Source organism: Streptomyces sp. NPDC029674 (assembly GCF_044903205.1).
Taxonomy (GTDB): Bacteria; Actinomycetota; Actinomycetes; order Streptomycetales; family Streptomycetaceae; genus Streptomyces.
The window spans coordinates 378449-397168 of sequence record NZ_JBJDPY010000006.1 but is presented as its reverse complement, the minus strand read 5'-3'; the positions used below and the strand labels follow the sequence as shown (position 1 = coordinate 397168).

The window sequence follows — 18720 nt, the reverse complement described above, 5'->3', positions numbered from 1 at the left end:
CTCACCACCGCGAGCCCACCGGCTGCGTCATACGGTCCTTCATCCTGCCGTACTCGCCGTCGGAGACCGCGTCGCCGCTCTTGTCCGCGGTGTCGAGGCCGGTGCCGACCGCCCACGACCCCCGGAGCACGTCCTTCTGGCGTGCGGCCTCGCGGGCGTTGTCCGCCAGCTTGGTGTTGTCCGGGTAGGTGTCACGCCACTTGTTGATGTCCTTCATCTGCTGGCCGAGCTTCGCGTCGCCGAGGACGCCGGCCTTCTCCTGCGCGGTGATCTGGGGCATCTCGGCCTCGCGTACCTCTTCGCCCGCCTTCTTGCCGGCCGTGCGGTTCTTCTGCTCCATCTTGAGGCGGCGGGCCCGGTTCCGCTGGCGGTCGCCGCCCGACCTGCCGCCGCCCTTCTTCTCGCCCTTGGCCGCGTTCTTCATGGCGTTCTTGCGGGTCGCGGCCGCGCTGGACTCGGCGCCCTCCTTCGCCACCCCCGCGGCGGTCTTGCGGGAGCTCTGCTGCAACGCCTTGATGGCCTTGGCGGCTTTCACGCCGTTGCGTGCCATCTTGAGCGCGCCGATGTCCATGACGACGTCGAACCATGATCCGTTGCCTGTCGCCGCCATCAGGAGGTGGGCGGCGGCCACGACGATGGTCAGGGCGAGCGCGATGACGCCGAGCGCGGGGAAGAACATGGCGGCCACGCCGACGACCGTGGCGAGCCAGCTGAGCTTGTCCGCCCAGTCACCGATCCAGTCGGCGTCGGCGACCCAGGCCTTGAAGTCGTTCCACCAACTGTCCTTCATGTCGTCGTCGATGGACTTGCGGATCTTGCCGGCGTAGTGGCCGGCGCGCTCGTCGTAGTCCCCGGCCGCGGAGTTGAGGCGCCCGCGGGCGTCCGCCAGGTCCTCCTTGGCCTTCTTCAGGGCCGGATCCTCGGTGTCGGAACCCTTGTCGCCCTTGTCGCCCTTCTTGTCCTTGTCGTCGCCGTCCTTCGCCTTCTTGTCGGCGTCGGGCTTGTTCTCGTGGGCGTCGATGATGCGCTGGGCTTCCTTGGCGTCGCCGAGCGCCTTGTCCGCGCGCTTCTGGAACCCCTCGAGATCCTCGGCCCAGCCGGACAGGTGGCCCTTCACCTCGCGGTAGCGGTCCTCGGCCTCGTCGAGTTTGCGGCCGAGGGCGCGGGAGTCCTCGCCGAGCTTCTCCGCGTACTTGCCCTTGAGGTTGTCCGCGTCCGCCATGGCGTTGAGCGCCTCGGCCTGCGTACGCAGGTACTCGGCGATCTTCTTCATGTGCTTGACCTGCTCGCGCACCGCCACGGGGTCGCCCGGTACGGGGTCGCTCTCGCGCAGTGGTTGCCAGTCCTTGGGCCGTGCCATTTCTTTCTCCCCCGAATGTTCCTGAAAGATCCCGAGCCGGGCGCTACTTCTCTTTCTTCACTTTTCTTACTTCACTTCTCTTTTTTCTTGCCCGACTTCGACAACTGGTCTTCCAGCTTCTTGAACGCGTCCCGCGTGTTCTCGACCATCTTCCCGACCTCGCCGAGGGACTCGAGAAGGCGTTTGCGGTTCTTGTCCCAGTTGTCGACGAAGTCGCCCATCGCGTCCTTGATGTCGGATGCGCCGACCGCCGACTTGATGTCGTCCTTCCATTCACCGAGGTTCTTGAACTCGGTCTCGATGGCGCTCAGTTGGCCGGCCGACTTGTTGAGCAGCTGAAAGTCGACGACCAGGTCGGATCCAGACATGTCTCCCCCGTTCTCACTGTCTGCCGTGCTTGCCCCGCTTGCCGGATTTGTGTCGCGTCTCGGCCTCGTTGGCGCGATCCATACGGTACTTAAGCGAGGGCCCGCATTGCACGGGCCACTACTTTGCCATGATCACGCCTCGCCTTCAGGGCCTGATCTGTGGATGTCCTGGGGAAGTGGGGGAGCCCTGGAGGCGACCGTTCCGGAGTCGGCCGGCCGCTCCCTAGGGTGGCTGCATGTACATCTCACCCCGCGCTCTCGAAGGCGGCCGCCGACACCGTCTCGCCGTCGGCACGATGCTCTTCCTGCTCACGCTGTGCATCGGTACGGCGCTGACCTTCGCCACGTTCGGCGACGGCGTCGGACGGTTGATGCGGGTGGGGCTCGGGGCCGGGGCGGTGTCTGTCTGGACGGTGGCCTGGTGGTGCGTGCGGTACTGGTACGCGGCGTACTGCGAGGGCCGCCGTGAGGAGCCGGTCCCCGAGCCCGGTTTCTGGCCGTGGCTGCTGCCCTGGGCCGTTGTGGTGACGTCCTTCGCCGTCACCGGCATCCGCGATCTGTACGCCGGTGACAGCCAGGGCTGGTTCTCGATCGGTGTCGCCGGGCTCTTCGGAATGCCCGCGATCGGCGCGCTGACCGGGGTGCTGTACGGCCTGGTCAGCGATGCGCGGGCCGGGCGGCAGCGTACGGCTGCTCCCGCGAGGGGGACCACGGGGGAGGTTGAGCGGCCGCGGAGGGATTGGGGGCCGATCGGTTGAGGGACGGAGGGGGTCCAGTCACGGATTGGGCCCGCCCCGTGTCCGAGTGTCCGAAACCCCGCGTCCGCTCTCGGCCGCGCCTTGCGAGAACCAGCCGCGCCCCGCGAGAACCAGCCGCTCCGTGCCATCCCGCTACCGCGACAAGTCACCCTCCACCCACGCAGCCGGCTGAGGCCGCGAAGGCCCCGGGCCGAAGGCGGCGGACGCGAGCGAAAGAGGCTGCTGAGGAAGAGGGAGCGTATGTATGGCTCCTACGACAGCTTCGCGCTCTGCGCCTCCACCACCGCCTCGCCGACCTTCGCGTTGCCGGGGCGCGCCTGGGTGAAGGCCATGCCGTCCACCGCGTAGTAGAGGGCGAGGGTGTCGCCGTGGCGGGCCGCCCGGGCGCGCATGGTGTGGGTGACGCCCTTGTACTCCGTCGTGACCCTGAAGGCGACCGACTCGTCGGCGCCGCGCGGCGTGGGGGCGGACTCGGTGATGACGGAGGCGTACGAGCCCGTGTTGCCGTTCGCCTTCGCCGCGAAGCCCGAGCCGCAGGAACGGATCGCCTTGGAGAGGCCGGCCAGAGTGGTCTTCGCCTCACCGTTCGAGTAGGTGGCGAGCGTGATGTACGTGAAGTCGCCGGGCCCCTTCGCTCCCGTGGCGAGACGGACCAGGTCGGCCTTCGGCGTACCGAGGGGGAGCTGGTTGGTCGCGTACGCGAGCGGGGCGCAGACAGCCTTGTCGAGCTTGACCTCGTCCTGGGACGTGGCGAACGCGTATTCCTGGTCGGGCTTCTTCACCGTGAACCCCTTGACCTCGCTCTTGGCGAGGGCGGCGCGGCGGAGCTCGGCGACCGGGTCGGCGGGCTTGTCCGGAGATCCCTTCGGCTTGTCGGCGGAGCCGCCCGAAGAAGAGGAAGAGGAGGAGGAAGAGGAATCCGAGTCGGAGCTTCCGCATGCGGCGAGGGCCACGACGGACACAAGAGCAAGTACGGGCGCAGCCAGGGCAGTTCGGGTCCGCATCATGAGGGCTGAGGCTCCTGTCGGTGGGCGGGCGTCGGCGGCTTCGGCGAGCGTCCGCGGCACTTTACTTCGCGGGTGACTGGGGCGACGCACGCGGTACGGCGCCCTGAGGCGGCGGCTATGCGCGGCTCACCCGTGCGCTTGACGGCCTGCGGTCCGACCGGCGCCAGACGTGGGCGGCAGACGGCGGTCCCAGACGGTAGACGGTAGACAGCAGGGAACAGGCAACAGGCAACAGGCAACAGGCAGCCAGGCAACAGGCAGCAGGTCGCACGGAGTCCCGTCTCACAGGTCGCCCGGTGCCGGCTCCGCCGGGCCCCCGGACTCATCCATCAGGATCGAGTGAGTCTCGAAGAGGCCCGTCCCGGCCTTCACCGGGACCCGCGCCTCGACCAGCGTGACGCCACTGCGCAGGCGGCTGTACGTCGGCGGGTGAGCGGTCTTCGGGAGGTCGGCCATGAAGCGCGTCACCCGGTCCCGCTGGCCCTCGGACAACTCGCTTTCCGTGAGCATGCGGACAGCACCGTCGAGTACCTGGCCGAGCCGCTCGGCGTCGTCCGGATTGCCGACCGCCAGCCGCACCCACGAACCGTCGGCGAACGTGACGCGCACATCCGCGTTGAGCTCGCTGAACTTCATGCGGCGGGCCTCGGTGACGGAATCGCGTGCGTACTCAGCGAGCACGTCGGCCTCGTCCAGGCTGCCCCTGCGGGTCGCGAGGAACAGCAGACGGCGGTCGGTCAGGACCAGATCGGTCACGCAGTCCCCGGGACGCCGCCCGGGGTCGAGCTGCCAGGGGACGGTCCTGGCGAGGGTCCCGGGCTCGGCCCACATGACGGGGAAGTCCCGTACCTCGTTCTCGGGCTCGTCGGGCCTGCCCCGGCCCGGAACCTCTCCCAGGGGAGTGCCCGCCGCTCCGCCGAGGTTCGCGATGAGGTTCGCGACCAGCGGGATGCCCACCAGCAGGGCGCGGCCGGTGCGACGGGCCGCCTTGTCGCCGGTGGAACGCAGCTCGTACGTCGGTCCGGAAGGCCACCCCGCCAGCTCCAACTCGCCCTGCACGTCGCGGCGACCGGTGTCCCGGAACCACCGCGAGCCGGCGACCGCGGGAGCCAGGCCAGTGGCGAACCGGGCCGTGGTGCGCAGGAGCAGCTGCTCGTCGGCGTTCGGGTACCAGTCCATCAGCGCGTCATCTCTCTGCTCTCTCGGCTCTCTCGGCTCTCTCTGTTCTCAGTGGCAGTGGGAAACGCCACGGATCCGACGATGCCCGCGACGGCATGGGTGAATTCCTCCCACTGTTCCACGGCCGCCGTATCCAGCGTGAAAACCGCGGTGTAAGGGCCGTTTCCAAAGGGGATGTGCACCTGGAACTGGCCCATCACCAGTTCCTCGTCCGCACCGCTCCGCGTGAATTCGCCGTCAATGACGAGGCGGCGTGTGGAGATCACCGAAACGGCGGGGCCGCAGGGCAGGTCCAGCCAGGTCACGTCGTACAGGGGGCCGGAGGCGAAGGTGGCCCGAATTCCTTGTGCTGTCACCTCTTGATCGGCGGAGCCGGATTCGAAGACCGACAAGGTCAGGGAGCAGTGTGCGATGCCGCCGTCGTCGACCTCGTACAACCCGAGTCCGAAGAAGGCGACACCGCCGGCCAGCATGCCGTCCGCCGTCTCGCCGTACAACGCGCTCAGAGCCTCCCACAGCGGCTCTTCGCCCCGAGGATAGATGGCACGCACGAAGTGGCGGACGGCTTCCGCGCGTTCGTCGGCGTCGAGGGACACCTCGATCGCGTGCATGCCTTCGGGCAGGTCGAACGTCATGGGCGGCAGGGAGGCCGACCCGACAGGGACCGACCCGACAGGGACTGACCCCACTGATGCCGTGTCGTTCATGGAGCCGGCCCTCAGTTTCCGTAATCGGTGTGCGCGATGGTGTACCCCTTGTAGCCCGTCAAGCCGCTCTTGATGGCCGCATCCAAGGCGCGGCCGCCGTTACTCATCGGAGCGAGCAACTCGTCGCTCTTGACGAAGGGGAGTCTGGAGCCGAGCGTGTTGAGCGTCTTGGTGCCGGCCAGCTGCCCGCCACGGAAATTCTGCAGACCGCTCTCCGCGGCAAGCCTCAGGCGGCTGCCGCCCTCTCCGAGTTTGACGACGGGTGTGGCCTTCAGCGGCCCGAAGAGCTTGTACGCCTTGCCGACGCTCGTCACCCCGCGATAGCCGGAACCGAGCTGGGCGGCCCGCGCCGCGGCACTCGTGCCCTTGGCCAGCGCGGCCCCTCCGGTGAGCCCCTTGACGCCGGGCAGGACGCCGAGAGCGTCGAACGTCATGGACGTCCAACTGACGTCGGCCCCGGCCGTCTTGGCCGTCAGGTGGGTGAGCAGCGCCGCACCGCTGGTCGCCATGGCGCCGACGGCGAAGATGGCGCCGAGGGGTTCGAAGGGGGCGGTGATGATGGCCAGGACGCCCAGGGCATTACTGATCAGGCTCAGCACGTCGCCGATTTCCTTGATCATGTCGGCGTGGTCCTCGAACCACTCCCCGGTGGCGTCCCACGCGTCCGCGATGCCCTTGCCCAGCTTGTCCCAGAAGCCGGGCTCGTTCGGGGCGATGTCGCCGGCCTTGTCGAGCTCCTTGCTGATCGCCCCGGCGGCTCTGCTGTAGCGGTCCTCCAGGTCGTGGACGTCGCCGATGACTCCGTCGACGTCGCCCGACGCCTTGGCGGACTCCTTGCTGTTGGGCTTCGCCTCGGAGCGGGCGTCCAGCTTGTCGCCCGCCTTCTTCTCCAGGCGGTCGGCCTCGTCCTGGAATTCCTGGAGTTGCCGCGCCCAGCGGTGCAGTGCGCGGGAGGCCTTGTCGAAGGATTGGTGGCTCTTGCGGATGAGCGGGGTGACGTCCTCACCTATGTACTCGGTGAAGGCGAGTGCTGCCTTGCCTTTCCAGGCACCGCACTCGATCCGCTCCAGATCCCGCACAGCTGTGCCCAGTTCCGATGCGAGCCCACCCAGCTTCTTCGCCAGTTCGCGGGTGTCCTCGACATCGCCCGGAGTGGGGTCCCAGCCTATGTGGGGGAACGCGGGCCGCTTGGTACCCACGTCAGTCGCCCTTCTTCTGCGCCGACTTCTCCTTGGCCGACTTCTTCTGGGCCGCCTTGAGTGATTCCGCGAGGGCCTGGTCCAGCTTGCTGAATTCCTCGTCGATCTTGTCGATCATCTTCACGGCGCCCTGAGTGTGCTTGCCGAGCTGCTTGATCCCGTACCCCCACTCGTCGGCGAACTCGTGCACGTCCTCGACGAGCTTGCCCGCGCCGACGGCCGAGCCGTCGGTGTTCTTCAGGGTGCGGCGGGCGGCATCCATCCGGTCGCTGACCGAGGAGAACGTCCTCTTGAGCTCCTCGAAGACCGTTCCGTCGAGCCGCAGGTCACTCATGTGTTGAACCGGTTTCCCTGTGTAATCGCTGGGAGCGAGGCGAGGCGAGGCGAAGCCGGTGCGGGCGACGGCACGGGCGCGCGTGGATCCGTCGATCGTCGGCTGCCGATCCGCCTTGATCCAAGTCCGAGCCGAGGACTTGGCGAGATCTTTGAACCCATTAGCGTGTACTGTGCAACTTCTTTGCCGGGAATTGACGGAGTGTGCCGACGGGGCGTACGCGAAGGCCCGGCCATAAGCCTCGGCCATAGTCCTCGGCCGTAATCCCCGAGCGCCGCCCGCCCGCCGTCGGCATGATGACTCCATGCCCGACAAGACCCCCACTCCCGTGCCCCCCGCGTCGCCCACGCAGACCGCGCCCTCCGCACCTTCCGCGCCCGCCCCCCACCCCCGCACCGAACCCCCGCACGCCCCCACCGACGAACGCACCTCCCTCACCGCCTTCCTCCAGTACCAGCGCGAGACCCTCGCGATGAAGTGCGCGGGGCTGACCGGTGAGCAGCTCAAGGAGCGGGCCGTGCCGCCGTCCGACATGTCGCTGCTCGGGCTGGTGCGGCACCTCGCCGAGGTCGAGCGCAGCTGGTTCCGCAACGTTCTGAACGGCGAGGCGGTCGGCGCCAATTGGCAGGGCCGCGTCCCCGGTGAGCCCGCCGACTTCGACGTGGCGGATGCCGACCCGGACGAGGCGTTCGAGCGCTGGCACGCGGAGTGCGCCCGCTCCCGCGCCATCGTGGACGCCCTCGACTCCCTCGACGTCACCGTCGACTTCCGCGGCGACACGTACTCGCTGCGCTACGTCCTCACGCACATGATCGAGGAGTACGCCCGCCACAACGGCCACGCAGACCTGCTGAGGGAACGGATCGACGGAGCCACCGGCGAGTAGCCCCCGTAGGCTGGCGGCCGGAAACAGACGTACCGGGGGACGGGGAGAGTGCCAGCCATGGCCCGCTACACACCACCGCAGACCATCGCGCGCGGCGGCTTCAGCATCAAGGTGCCCGAGACGTGGTGGGAGTTCGACGTGCGGCCCGAGTCGCGCGACGCCGCCATCCGGCAGATGATCAACGACCGCGTCCGCGCCCGCCCGGAGCTGGCCCCGCACCGGGAGACCTTCGAGGCGTTCCTGCGCAAGGCGTCGAAGGACGCGTGGCAGTCCGGCGCGCTGTACTGCGGCTGCATGGCGGAGAGCTTCGGCGGCGATACGCCGGTCACGGGCTCGGTGACCGTCTCCCTGGTCGGCGCCCGCACGCCGAACGGCGACGTGCTCCCCACCGACCCGGAGCGCATCGTCGCCCAGCTCGGCGTACGCGAGGCCAAGCGGGAGGGCGACGCGTGGCGCAAGGTCACGACGGTCGACATCCCGGGCGTCGGCCTCGCGGCCCGCACGCACGGCATCGAGGACATCTCCGTGGACGGCGACGACCGCACGATCCGCGTCGTCCTGATGCAGACGTTCATCCCGGTCCCCGGCCAGGAGGGCAAGGTCGCCCTCGTCTCGGGCAGCAGCCAGGTCCTCGACCTCGCGGACGCGTTCTTCGACATCTTCGACGCGGTGACCTCTACGTTCCGCTTTGTGTCCTGAGCGGTTCGGCCTCGTTCCGGCACCGACCCACCACTCCTACGGGCACGAGCAATAAGGAGGCTTCACCGGTGGATCCGACTGAGCTGCGCACCCTGTACGACCGGCTGTCGGCCCGGCTCGCCACCTCGGAGAACGAGGTCGTCTGGCAGGGGCCCGCCTCCGACCGGCCCAAGCAGGCCGCGTCCCTCGGCGACCTAGCCGACGGTCACGTCGCCGAGCAGCGTCTGTGCCTGGCCGACGCGGGAGAGTTCGCCGGGGCCGTGGACCGGGTGACGGCGTGGGTAATACGGCAGGGCAGATGAGCGTGCGGCTCCGGCGAGGGTTCGACATCAGGGGGACCTCCGGCCCCTGGGTCGTCTTCGTACCCGAGCGGACGGCCGAGGTCCAACGGCAGCTGCGCACCCTGGAGACGACGGGTGGCACCGTGCACCACTTCTCCGCCGCCGACCTGCTCACCGAGCAAGAAATCCACCGCGCCTTCGCGAAGTCCTTCCGATTCCCCGGGTATTACGGCAACAACTGGGACGCCCTGGTGGACTGCCTGGACGACCTGTGCGGGGCGGTCACGCGGGGTGTCGGTGTGGTGGGTGTCATCCGCGACGCGGACGTACTGCTTGAGGCGGACCATTTCCCCTTGTTCGTATCGGTCCTCTGTCAAGGAGCGGACCGCGCAAATTCCGCGGTCGACCTCGACGGGGACCCCCTGGACCGCCCCGCCATCGCCGAGCACTTCGTCTTCGAGTTCAATGAATTCGACCCGGAGGAGATCGCGCTCAGGGTTCGGCAGCCCGACCTGATCGTCACGGCGGGGGACGGGTTCGTGGCGGCTGCGCTCGATTCTGCCGAATGGCGCTGAATTCGCCGGCATGCCGATGTATGCCGAGTGGCCCGGGGCCGTGGGAGTTCACGCCCCGGGCCGACCGCCTGCCTCAGCCGAGCGTCAGCGGCGGTTCAACGCCCGCTTGATCTTCTTGCCCGACCGCGACTCGTCCAGCGTCTTCCACAGCTTGTCCGAGCTGAGGGACGTGTAGACGCCGGGGGCGCCCTGTGCGCCGCAGCCGTCGCCGTAGGAGACGACGCCGATCAGGATGGGGGCCTCGCGGCCGGGGACCTTGCGGAAGATGGGGCCGCCGCTGTCGCCCTGGCAGGAGTCCTTCGTCTCGACGCCGGCGCAGAAGTTGACCTTCGCGTCGTACTCCTTGTAGCTCGTCCCGCACTCCGCGTGGGAGAGGATCGGGACCCGCACCTGGCGCAGGCGGTCCGGAGTGTGGGTCAGGTCCGTGTCCGTGTTGCCCCAGCCCGCGACCGTCGCCTTCTGGCCCGGGCGGATCAGCGCGTCGGTGCCCTGCGTGGGGAGGGCGACCGCGGAGATGCCGCGGACCGGCTTCTCCAGCTGGAGGAAGGCGACGTCGTACGCCTCCTTGCCCTTGAGGTAGCGCGGGTGCACGACCACGCCGTCCTTGGCGATGTTCCGTATCTGGCCCTGCCGCGAGGACAGGACCGTACGGCCCACCGCCACCTGGAGGGTCTTCGGCTTCACCGGCTTGCCCGCCTCGTCGACCAGGCAGTGCGCCGCGGTCACGACCGTGTCCGGGGTGACCAGGCCGGCCCCGCAGAACTGGCGGTCACGCGCGCCGCCCGGGCCCTTCTCCAGGACCGCCGTCATGAAGGGGTAGGAGTCGTTGGGGACTTCGGTGCCGCCGATGATCGCGTGCGCGGCGGGGGCGGAGGTGGCGACCATCGCCAGGGCCGCGGTCGTCGCGGCGAGGCCCGCGGCCACAGAGGTCCGGCGGGCGGAGCTGGTGGGGTTGGCGGGGGTGGTGGGGGTTCTCTTGAAACGCATGGGGGGTGGCTTCTCTTTCGTACGGCAGGAATTGCGTATTCACTTGACGCGCGAAAGGTCCGGACCAGAATGCCGTCAACGGCCTTGAGTCAGACGGGATTTGTTAGCCGTTCAACGAACTCGCACGGTTCCCCTCGCGCTGAAAAGAGAGAGGGGGAATGTGCCGTGCGGGTTCAGTCCGTGGCGCGGGTTCAGTCCGTCGTGCAGCCGGGTGGCGCCGCAGGCCCCGTTTCCCCGGCACGCGCGGATTCCTCCGCCAGCAACTTCTGCAGCACCGGCGACAGTTCCGGCAGCCGCGCCCCCGCCGCCTGCGCGGCCGCAAGCGCCCGTACGTACGCCACCGCCGCCTCCCGCAGCTCCTGCTTCTCGTTGCCCTGGCGGTGGCCCGCCAGCCACGTGACGACCGCCAGCGGCACCAGCGCGCCCGCCAGGTACGCCGCGGGGACGTCCTGCGTGACGCCCCAGCCCACGCCGATCAGGCCCGCGGCCAGCAGCAGGCACCCCGCCTCGTCGTGCCAGCCGCCCTCGTCCGCCCGCGCCTCGTATGCGGACACCGCGCTCGATTTGTGCGGGACGGGGATGGGGGCCTCTCCCTGTCCCCCCTCGTCGGCCCTCGTCACATCCGCCTGCCCGTACGAAGGGACCGGCGTCCCGTACGAAGGGGCCGGCGTCCCGTACGAAGGGATCGGCGCCGCCCCCTTCCCGCTCCCGCCGTCCGACCGCCCCACCAACCAGTCCGGCACATGCGTCACGGGCGCCCCGTACGCCTGCGCGAGCCCGAGCACCTCGCGGTACCCGGCGAGCTGCGGATGCCGCAACTCCCGCTTCCAGCGGCGCCATACGAGCGTCCAGAGCCAGCTGCCCAGCGCGATGAGGAGGACCGCCGGGCCGGCCAGGACGACGCCCGGAGACCTGTCCGTCAGGGCGGGGACGGGGTCGGGGATCGCCTCGGAGACGAGGGGCCAGCAGACGCCCGCGACGATCGCCGTCAGGCCCAGCCAGGCCGGTGCGCCCCGGCCCGCCCCGCGCACGGCCTTCCGGCGTTCCGCCAGGAGCCCCGCCGTCGCCGCGTCGTCCGTGTAGTCGAAGCCGTGCCTGGTGCCGACCTCCCGTACGGCCGCCAGAAGACGTGGGTCGGCGGCGAGAGTTGCGTGGGTTATGGGGAGGAGTGAGGGGTGTTCGGTGGGGGTGTCCATGGTGGGCCGTGTCCCTTCACGAGTGGTGCGGCAAGTGCCCTGCCGAAGCGGTGCGGTATGTGATGCGGGCGGGAACCGGATCCCGCCCCCGAGGCGTCATCCTTGGGGCTGACGGATCATGGCACGGCGCGCGGCGCGGTGCCGTTGGCCCTCGGCGCCGCACTTCGCGTACGCACACATATGCCGCCTCCCGAGCCGCGGGTCCGGCGGCGGAACCGCGTAGGCGCCACGTAGGCGTCACGTAGGAACCAAGTGGAAACCGGGCGACGGGGATTGCACGTGGATAACGATGAGCGCTGTGAGGTTCGCGATCTTTAACGCGTCTTGAGGGGCTTATGTGCTGCTGATACGGTGCGATGACTTGACACTGAGCCTGGGACTGAATGGGCTGAATAGCCCGTCCGAGGCGGCGACGAGAAAGCCGCGAGTGTCACAAATGACGGAATTTGACCGAATCTTCTTGGGTGTGCGGGGAGCAGTTGCGTGAAGATCCAGGAGCGTACGGGGGCGGGCAGCAACCGTTCCGCCGCGCCGGTTCAGCCGGGAGTCGGTGAGCGCCTTCCTACGCCGCCTCGCGAGCGCAAACCGGCGCTGGCCGCGCTGGCCGTCCTCCTCATCCTCGTCGGCGCCCTCGGCGCCACCGTGCTCGTGCTGCGCGCCGGTGACCGTATCGAGGTCGTGAAGGTGGTCAAGGAGATCCCGGCCGGGGAGTCGCCCGTCATCGACGGGAACATCCGGTCCGTGATGGTCGCCGAGGACGACTCCATCAACTACGTCCCGTGGGAGAAGGCCAAGGCCCTCACCAAGCTCAAGGCGAAGAGCACCATTCCCGGCGGCGCCGTCGCCGTCGGCGAGATGTTCGGCGCCAAGAGCGGCCTGCCCGCGGGCAAGGCCTCCGTGGGCCTCTCCCTCAAGGAGGGCCAGTACCCCAGCGACCTGAAGCCCGGTGACACCGTCGCCGTCTACCCGGTCGTCTCCGGCACCTCCACCGGCAAGGGATCGAGCAGCGGAAGCAGCGGCTCCGCCTCCGGTACGCCGCTCGTCGCCGCCGCCAAGGTGAACACCATCGCGGCCAAGAGCGACGCCACCGTGAGCACCGGCAACCAGAACATCACCCTCCTCGTCCCGCAGGAGGAGGCCGCCGCCCTGGCCAGCGCGGCGTCCGAGGGCAAGGCCGTCGTGGCCCGCGTCTCCGACGACAACAACTAAAGGCGAGTACAAGGGACATGGCGCTCATCGCACTCGCCGCCGACAAGGGGTCCCCCGGCGTCACCACCGCCGCGGTCGCGCTCGCCGCCGTCTGGCCGCGCCGCGTGCTCGTGGCGGAGACCGACCCGGCCGGCGGCGACCTGGTCTACCGCAGTGCCGCCGCGCACGGCGGTCCGCTCAACCCCAACACCGGCATGCTGTCCATCGCGGCCACCGCCCGCCGCGGCCTCGTGCCCGATCAACTCTGGGACCACACCCAGCCGTTGAGCGGCGGCCTCGAGGTGCTCGTCGGGCTCGGCATCGCCGAGCAGGCCGCCGGGCTCGCCGGGCTCTGGCCCACGCTCGGCCGTGCCTTCTCCCAGCTCGCCGACTCGCCGCACGCGCCCGCCGACGTCATAGCGGACTGCGGGCGGATCAGCGGTGACGGACCGGCCATCGAGCTGTTTCCGCACGCCGCGCTCGTGCTGCTCGTCTCGCGCACCGAGCCCGAGGCGATCGCGCGCGTACGGGACCGTGCCGCGGCCCTCGCCGCCAAGCTGCACGGCGGCCCGCGCGGCGCCGCGTCCCTGGCGCAGCCCCTCATCGGCGTACTCCTGATCGCGGACCCGTCGACGTCGGCCAAGCTCGTGCACCAGGTCAACGACATGCTGATGGCCGCGCAGACCGGCGCCCGCGTCGTCGGCACGCTCGCCGACGACCCCGCGGGCTCCGACCAGTTGGCCGGACGCCGCCGCGGACGGCTCGACAAGTCGCTGCTCATCCGCTCCGCGCGCAAGGTGACCGTCGACCTCTACCAGCAGTACGGCGCCGCCTGGAGCAACCCCGTCGCGCAGCAGCCGGGGACGGGCCGATGAGCGCACCCGTCGATCACCAGCTCGTCAAGCGGTTCCGGCAGGACGCCGGTGACCGCATCGCCGAGCAGCGCCGTCTCGACCAGGTCTCCGGCGTCACCCCGATGTCGGGCGAGGACGAGCGGCACTACGCCCGCGCCGTCATCGCGCAGATCCTGGAGGAGTACGCGCGCGCGGAGATCAACGCCGGGCGCACCCCCCTCGACGCGGAGACCGAGGAGCAGTACGCGGCCGCCGTGCACGCCGCGCTCTTCGGCGTCGGCCGGCTCCAGCCGCTGCTCGACGACCCCGAGGTCGAGAACATCGACATCAACGGCTGCGACCAGGTCTTCGTCGGTTACGCCGACGGCCGCGAGACCAAGGCCGACCCGGTCGCCGAGACCGACGAGGAGCTCGTCGAGCTCATCCAGGTGCTCGGCGCGTACTCCGGCCTGTCGTCGCGTCCCTTCGACTCCGCCAACCCGCAGCTCGACCTGCGGCTGCCCGACGGCTCGCGTCTGTCGGCCGTCATGGACGTCACGCGCCGCCCGGCCCTCTCCATCCGCCGCGCCCGCATGGGCAAGGTCTTCATGTCGGACCTGGTGGGCAACGGCACGCTGACGCCGGAGATCGGCCACTTCCTGGCCTGCGCCGTCCGCGCCCGCAAGAACATCATGATCGCGGGCGCGACCAACGCGGGAAAGACGACGCTGCTGCGCGCCCTCGCCAACGAGATCCCGCCGCACGAGCGCCTCGTGACCGTCGAGCGCGCCCTGGAGCTCGGCCTCGACCAGTTCGCCGACCTGCACCCGAACGTCGTCGCCTTCGAGGAACGGCTGCCCAACTCCGAGGGCCAGGGCGAGATCACGATGGCGGAGCTGGTCCGCCGGTCCCTCCGTATGAACCCCTCCCGCGTCATCGTCGGTGAGGTGCTCGGCGACGAGATCGTGACGATGCTGAACGCGATGTCGCAGGGCAACGACGGCTCGCTCTCCACGATCCACGCCAACAGCTCCAGCGAGGTCTTCAACCGCATCTCGACGTACGCGCTGCAGGCCTCCGAACGCCTCCCCATCGAGGCGAGCCAGATGCTCGTCGCGGGAGCGGTCAACTTCGTCGTCTTCATCCAGCGGCGCAACAACTACCAGTCCGGCGGCAAGCTCCAGCGCATGGTGACCTCCGTCCGCGAGGTCAACGGCGTCGACGGCCGCGTCCTGTCCAGCGAGGTCTTCGCGGAGGCCCCCGACGGCCGGGTCGTCGCGCACGCGCCGATCTCCTGCATGGACGACCTGGCCGCGTTCGGCTACCGCCCCGCCGGGCAGTGGGGGTGAGCACGACATGAACACACTCGCCGCTCAGGGCGGCCTCGGCTCCATGGGCGGGCTGTTCTCGCTGCCCGTCCTCTACGCACTCGGCTGCGGCGTCGCCGCCGGCGGCGGCATCGCGCTGCTCGCCGTCGCGATCCGCGGCCTGCCGCCCAAGCCCGCCCACGAGAAGCACCGCGCCAGCGAGCGCGCGAGCGAACTGGTCCGCTTCATCGGCCGGCGCGGCTCGGCGGCGATCGGCGTGGGCCTCGTCGTCCTGCTCCTCACCCGCTGGGCGGTGGCGGGCATCGCCTCCGGCATCCTTGTCTTCTTCTGGGACAAGCTGTTCGGCGGCGCCGCCGAGGAACGCGCCCAGATGAAGCGGGTCGAGGCCCTCGCCGCCTGGACCGAATCGCTGCGCGACACCATCGCGGGAGCGGTCGGCCTGGAGCAGGCGATCCCCGCGTCCGCGCGCGCCGCCGCCCCGGTGCTCCGCCCCCACCTCGACGCCCTGGTGGACCGCCTCCGCGCCCGCACCCCGCTCCCGGAGGCCCTGCAGATACTGGCCGACGAGATCGACGACGCGTCCGCGGACATCATCGTCGCGGCGCTCATCCTCAACGCCAAGCTGCGCGGCCCTGGCCTCCGCCAGGTCCTCGGCGCGCTCGCCAAGTCGGCGCGCGAAGAGGTCGACATGCGCCAGCGCGTCATGGCGCAGCGCGCCTCGACCCGCCGCTCCGTCCAGATCGTGGTCGCCGTCTCCATCGCCTTCGTCCTCGGCCTCTCCATCTTCAACCGCGAGTTCGTCGAGCCGTACGGCACACCCGTCGGCCAGCTCGTGCTCGCCATGGTCTGTGCCCTGTTCGCGCTGGGCTTCTGGTGGCTGCGGAAGCTGTCGACGGTGGAGACGCCGGACCGCTTCCTGGTCAAGGACGAGCCGGGCGTGCAGTTCGTACGTCCCCGGGGCCCCGGCGGCACGCCCGCGGCGGGTGACCCGCAGCAGGCGCCGCAGTTCGGCCGCCCGGGCGCGGCCCAGCAGGTCGTGCCCGGCTACACCAACCCGTCCGAGGGGGTACGTCGATGAGCCTGACGATGCCGGTGGTGATCGGCGCGGTCCTCGGCCTCGGCGTCTTCGCCCTCGTACGCGCCCTGATGCCGTCGAAGCGGAGCGCCGTCGCGACGGTCGCCCGCATCGACGCGATGCGGGCGCGCGGCGCGGCGTACGAGTCGCACCGGGCGACGTCGGACGTGGAGAGCCCCGGCCGCTTCGGCACGATGCGCGGCCGCGTGGGCCAGCGGGTCGCCGACTTCTACCTCCAGCAGGGCTGGGAGCAGCGCTCGCTCCGGGCCGACCTGGCGGTCCTCGACCGCAGCTGGGAGAAGTTCCTCGCGACGAAGGTGCTGCTCGCCGCGGCCGGTGTGTTCTTCGGCCCGTTCCTCTTCGCCGTGATCTACACGCTCGGCGTCGGCCGCAGCCCGATCATCCCGGTCTGGCTCGCGCTGATGTTCGGCGCGCTCTTCTTCTTCCTGCCGGACCTCGAAGTACGCAGGGACGCGGCAGAAAAGCGGCGCGACCTGCGCCGCGTCATCGGCGCCTATCTGGACCTGGTGTCGATGAGCCTCGCGGGCGGCCGCGGCCTCCCCGAGGCGCTCATGGCGGCGGCGGAAGTCTCCGACGGATGGGCGACGCAACGTATCCGAAGCGCGCTGGCCGACGCCCGCATCACCGGCGTCAGCCAGTGGCAGGCCCTCGGCTCGCTCGGCGAGGAACTGGGCGTGGAAGAGCTGAAGGACCTGTCGGCGTCCCTGGCGCTGGTGGCGGACGACGGCGCGAAGGTGCGCGAGTCGCTCGCCTCCCGCGCGGAGACGATGCGACACCGCGAACTGGCCGAGATCGAGGGCAGTGCGGGCGAGAAATCCCAGTCGATGCTGGTCGCGCAGCTGCTCCTGTGCGCGGGCTTCCTGGTCTTCCTCATCTTCCCGGCGGCGATGCGCGTGTTCCAGGTCTAGACGGCGTCGGCGACAACGGGGGCCGGCGCTTCTTCCCCCCACCACATCTGAGAGGACAACTCACCATGGACAGCCAGAACGGACGTAACTTCAGCACCGGTGTCCCCGGGCTGGACTTCATGATCACCTTCCTCCAGGGGCGCGTCCAGCGTGCCCGCTCCGGCGAGCTCGACCGGGGCGCGTCCGCGGTCGAGTGGGTCATCATCTCGGCGGTCGTCGTGGCGATCGTCGGCGTGGTCGCCGCGGTCATCAACGCCGCGCTGAAGGGCGGCGCCGACAAGGTCAGCGACTGCATCGAGGGCGCGGACGCCGGCAGCACCTGCTGACGGCTGACGGGCTGCTCTCGGGGCGCGAGGGGATCGCGGGGGATCGCGGGGATCGCATGGTGAAAGGCGACGGGGTGCGGGGATTGCGGGGAGTGCGGGGATTCGTGCGCCGCAGGGTGGAGGCCGCCTCCACCCGCGGCGAATCCGGCATGACCGCGATCGAGTTCGTGCTGCTCACCCCCGTGCTGTTCTTCATGATCTTCGCGACGGTGCAGTTCGCGCTGTACTTCTTCGCGGACCACGTCGCCCAGGCGGCGGCCCAGGCGGGCGCCCGCAAGGCCCGCGCCACGGCCGACGAGAACGCGGGCGGCTGGCGCGGCGAGGCGCGTGACACGGCCGACGCGTACATCCGCCAGCTCGGCCCGAAGCTGGTCCTCGGCCCGGACGTGAAGACGATCCAGCCCGAGCAGAACACGGTCGGCGTGGAGATCACGGCCCGGGTCCCCACAGTCTTCCCCGGCCTCGACCTGAACGTGCACGCGCGGTCGGCGGGGCCTGTGGAGCGGTTCGTGGAGGAGAACGGCTGATGCGGAACTTCCGTGCCGACAGGAGCTTGCGCGACGACAGGGGCTTGCGCGACGACCGGGGCCTTTCGACCGTCGAGGTCGTGATCCTCGCCCCGGTGATGATCCTCTTCATCCTGGTCCTGGTCGCCTTCGGGCAGCTCGTCGACGGCCGGGGCGCCATCGACGGCGCGGCCCGCGACGCGGCACGCGCGGGCTCGATCCAGAAGGAACACGGCACCGCGCTCGCCGAGGCGCGCAAGGCGGCGCGGGCGAACCTCGCCGACGTCTGCTCGGGCCCGGTCTCGGTCGTCCAGAAGAGCACCGGCTTCGACGAGAAGGTCGACCCGTTCTTCACGGTGGAAGTCAGCTGTGAGGTCAGGGGCCTCGCCATGCTCGGCCTGGACATCCCGACGACGCTGGAGGCCACCTTCAGCTCACCGCTGGACCCGTACCGGAGGTCGGCGTGAGACGCCACGCCGCGGCAAGCACTGCCGCCCGCCGTGCCCTGTGCGACTGGGCCGCGTCCCGGCGCGCGCGCCTCGACGACCGGGGCTCGGGTGCCGGCGCCGTCATCATCTTCGGCCTCGTCTTCCTCGCGCTCGCGGCGTTCGTCATCGACGGCGGCCTCTCCATCTCCAAGCGGGAGCGTGCCGCGGACATCGCGGAACAGGCCGCGCGCTACGCCGCGCAGGACCTTCAGCTCGAGGACATATACGAGGGCGCGAAGGGCGCGCCGATCAACTTCGAGAACTGCGGCGCCCGCGTCAAGGCCTTCGTCGAGGAAGCGGGCCTCAAGGGCGCGGACGTGGCCAACACCCACTGCGTCACCGCGAACCCGCAACAGGTCGAGGTCGAGGTCCAGATGACGTACAGCCCCGTGTTCACCGGCATGTTCTACGGCGGCGACGTGACGGTGAAGGGGCGGGCCGTGGCGGAGAACGAGGTCGGCTGACGCCGACGGCATCGGTATCCGACGGCAGAACGACTCAGGGGGACATC

23 protein-coding genes are annotated in these 18720 nt (G+C 70.0%); 14 read left to right on the top strand and 9 right to left on the bottom strand.

The annotated features are described in order from the left end of the window. Position 1: 1 nt before the first annotated feature. Positions 2-1360 (bottom strand): putative T7SS-secreted protein, encoded by a 1359-nt coding sequence (locus tag ACI2L3_RS17505; protein WP_404753215.1) that lies wholly within the window; start codon positions 1358-1360, stop codon positions 2-4. Between the two features lie 71 nt (positions 1361-1431). After that, entirely contained in the window at positions 1432-1728 is a 297-nt protein-coding gene (locus ACI2L3_RS17500) for a hypothetical protein (RefSeq protein WP_404753214.1), read from the bottom strand. Between the two features lie 236 nt (positions 1729-1964). On the opposite strand from ACI2L3_RS17500, the gene ACI2L3_RS17495 reads away from it, so the two are divergent. After that, positions 1965-2486, top strand: coding sequence for a hypothetical protein (locus tag ACI2L3_RS17495; protein ID WP_404753213.1), 522 nt, complete (start codon positions 1965-1967; stop codon positions 2484-2486). A gap of 251 nt (positions 2487-2737) precedes the next feature. Here the strand turns inward: ACI2L3_RS17495 and ACI2L3_RS17490 are convergent, their stop codons facing one another. From ACI2L3_RS17490 to ACI2L3_RS17470, 5 genes are all read right to left on the bottom strand, one after another. Beyond that, a complete protein-coding gene (locus tag ACI2L3_RS17490; RefSeq protein WP_404753212.1) occupies positions 2738-3439 on the bottom strand; it encodes a hypothetical protein in 702 nt (233 codons plus the stop codon). 336 nt (positions 3440-3775) lie between these two features. Further along, positions 3776-4672, bottom strand: a complete 897-nt coding sequence (locus ACI2L3_RS17485) for a hypothetical protein (protein ID WP_404753211.1) — start codon at positions 4670-4672, stop codon at positions 3776-3778. Continuing rightward, positions 4672-5307, bottom strand: a complete 636-nt coding sequence (locus tag ACI2L3_RS17480; RefSeq protein ID WP_404753210.1) for a hypothetical protein — start codon at positions 5305-5307, stop codon at positions 4672-4674. Before ACI2L3_RS17480 ends, ACI2L3_RS17485 begins: the two co-directional genes overlap by 1 nt. An 83-nt stretch (positions 5308-5390) precedes the next feature. Further along, positions 5391-6578 (bottom strand): enoyl-CoA hydratase/isomerase family protein, encoded by a 1188-nt coding sequence (locus tag ACI2L3_RS17475; protein WP_404753209.1) that lies wholly within the window; start codon positions 6576-6578, stop codon positions 5391-5393. Position 6579: 1 nt separating this feature from the next. Further along, entirely contained in the window at positions 6580-6912 is a 333-nt protein-coding gene (locus ACI2L3_RS17470) for a hypothetical protein (protein WP_404753208.1), read from the bottom strand. Positions 6913-7216: 304 nt separating this feature from the next. Between ACI2L3_RS17470 and ACI2L3_RS17465 the strand changes: the two genes are divergently transcribed. The 4 genes from ACI2L3_RS17465 to ACI2L3_RS17450 all read left to right on the top strand — a co-directional run bounded on the left by ACI2L3_RS17465 (position 7217) and on the right by ACI2L3_RS17450 (position 9353). Further along, positions 7217-7798, top strand: coding sequence for a DinB family protein (locus tag ACI2L3_RS17465; protein ID WP_404753207.1), 582 nt, complete (start codon positions 7217-7219; stop codon positions 7796-7798). A gap of 57 nt (positions 7799-7855) precedes the next feature. After that, positions 7856-8497 (top strand): hypothetical protein, encoded by a 642-nt coding sequence (locus tag ACI2L3_RS17460; RefSeq protein WP_404753206.1) that lies wholly within the window; start codon positions 7856-7858, stop codon positions 8495-8497. 68 nt (positions 8498-8565) lie between these two features. After that, entirely contained in the window at positions 8566-8799 is a 234-nt protein-coding gene (locus ACI2L3_RS17455; RefSeq protein WP_404753205.1) for a hypothetical protein, read from the top strand. Further along, positions 8796-9353, top strand: a complete 558-nt coding sequence (locus ACI2L3_RS17450; RefSeq protein WP_404753204.1) for a barstar family protein — start codon at positions 8796-8798, stop codon at positions 9351-9353. The genes ACI2L3_RS17455 and ACI2L3_RS17450 overlap by 4 nt, the downstream gene beginning before the upstream one ends. 84 nt (positions 9354-9437) lie before the next feature. Here the strand turns inward: ACI2L3_RS17450 and ACI2L3_RS17445 are convergent, their stop codons facing one another. Both ACI2L3_RS17445 and ACI2L3_RS17440 read right to left on the bottom strand, forming a co-directional pair. Beyond that, positions 9438-10340, bottom strand: coding sequence for a S1 family peptidase (locus tag ACI2L3_RS17445; protein ID WP_404753203.1), 903 nt, complete (start codon positions 10338-10340; stop codon positions 9438-9440). Positions 10341-10531: 191 nt separating this feature from the next. Then, positions 10532-11536 (bottom strand): hypothetical protein, encoded by a 1005-nt coding sequence (locus ACI2L3_RS17440; RefSeq protein ID WP_404753202.1) that lies wholly within the window; start codon positions 11534-11536, stop codon positions 10532-10534. Between the two features lie 483 nt (positions 11537-12019). Here ACI2L3_RS17440 and ACI2L3_RS17435 point away from each other — a divergent pair, with 483 nt between their 5' ends. The 9 genes from ACI2L3_RS17435 to ACI2L3_RS17395 all read left to right on the top strand — a co-directional run bounded on the left by ACI2L3_RS17435 (position 12020) and on the right by ACI2L3_RS17395 (position 18673). Further along, positions 12020-12745 carry a hypothetical protein gene (locus tag ACI2L3_RS17435; protein WP_404753201.1) on the top strand — a complete coding sequence of 242 codons (726 nt, stop codon included), beginning with the start codon at positions 12020-12022 and terminating at the stop codon, positions 12743-12745. A gap of 17 nt (positions 12746-12762) precedes the next feature. Beyond that, a complete protein-coding gene (locus ACI2L3_RS17430; protein WP_404753200.1) occupies positions 12763-13599 on the top strand; it encodes a hypothetical protein in 837 nt (278 codons plus the stop codon). Continuing rightward, positions 13596-14906, top strand: coding sequence for a CpaF family protein (locus ACI2L3_RS17425; RefSeq protein ID WP_404753199.1), 1311 nt, complete (start codon positions 13596-13598; stop codon positions 14904-14906). The genes ACI2L3_RS17430 and ACI2L3_RS17425 overlap by 4 nt, the downstream gene beginning before the upstream one ends. A 7-nt stretch (positions 14907-14913) precedes the next feature. Further along, positions 14914-15963 carry a type II secretion system F family protein gene (locus ACI2L3_RS17420; protein ID WP_404753198.1) on the top strand — a complete coding sequence of 350 codons (1050 nt, stop codon included), beginning with the start codon at positions 14914-14916 and terminating at the stop codon, positions 15961-15963. After that, complete coding sequence (locus ACI2L3_RS17415) at positions 15960-16889, top strand: type II secretion system F family protein (protein ID WP_404753197.1); 930 nt, start codon at positions 15960-15962, stop codon at positions 16887-16889. The genes ACI2L3_RS17420 and ACI2L3_RS17415 overlap by 4 nt, the downstream gene beginning before the upstream one ends. A 65-nt stretch (positions 16890-16954) precedes the next feature. After that, complete coding sequence (locus ACI2L3_RS17410) at positions 16955-17215, top strand: hypothetical protein (RefSeq protein ID WP_362996635.1); 261 nt, start codon at positions 16955-16957, stop codon at positions 17213-17215. A 149-nt stretch (positions 17216-17364) separates the two neighbouring features. Next, positions 17365-17742, top strand: coding sequence for a TadE family protein (locus ACI2L3_RS17405; RefSeq protein ID WP_404753314.1), 378 nt, complete (start codon positions 17365-17367; stop codon positions 17740-17742). Then, on the top strand, positions 17742-18188 hold the full coding sequence (locus tag ACI2L3_RS17400) for a TadE/TadG family type IV pilus assembly protein (protein ID WP_404753196.1): 447 nt from the start codon (positions 17742-17744) through the stop codon (positions 18186-18188). The genes ACI2L3_RS17405 and ACI2L3_RS17400 overlap by 1 nt, the downstream gene beginning before the upstream one ends. Continuing rightward, complete coding sequence (locus tag ACI2L3_RS17395) at positions 18185-18673, top strand: TadE/TadG family type IV pilus assembly protein (RefSeq protein ID WP_404753195.1); 489 nt, start codon at positions 18185-18187, stop codon at positions 18671-18673. Before ACI2L3_RS17400 ends, ACI2L3_RS17395 begins: the two co-directional genes overlap by 4 nt. Positions 18674-18720 lie beyond the last annotated feature (47 nt).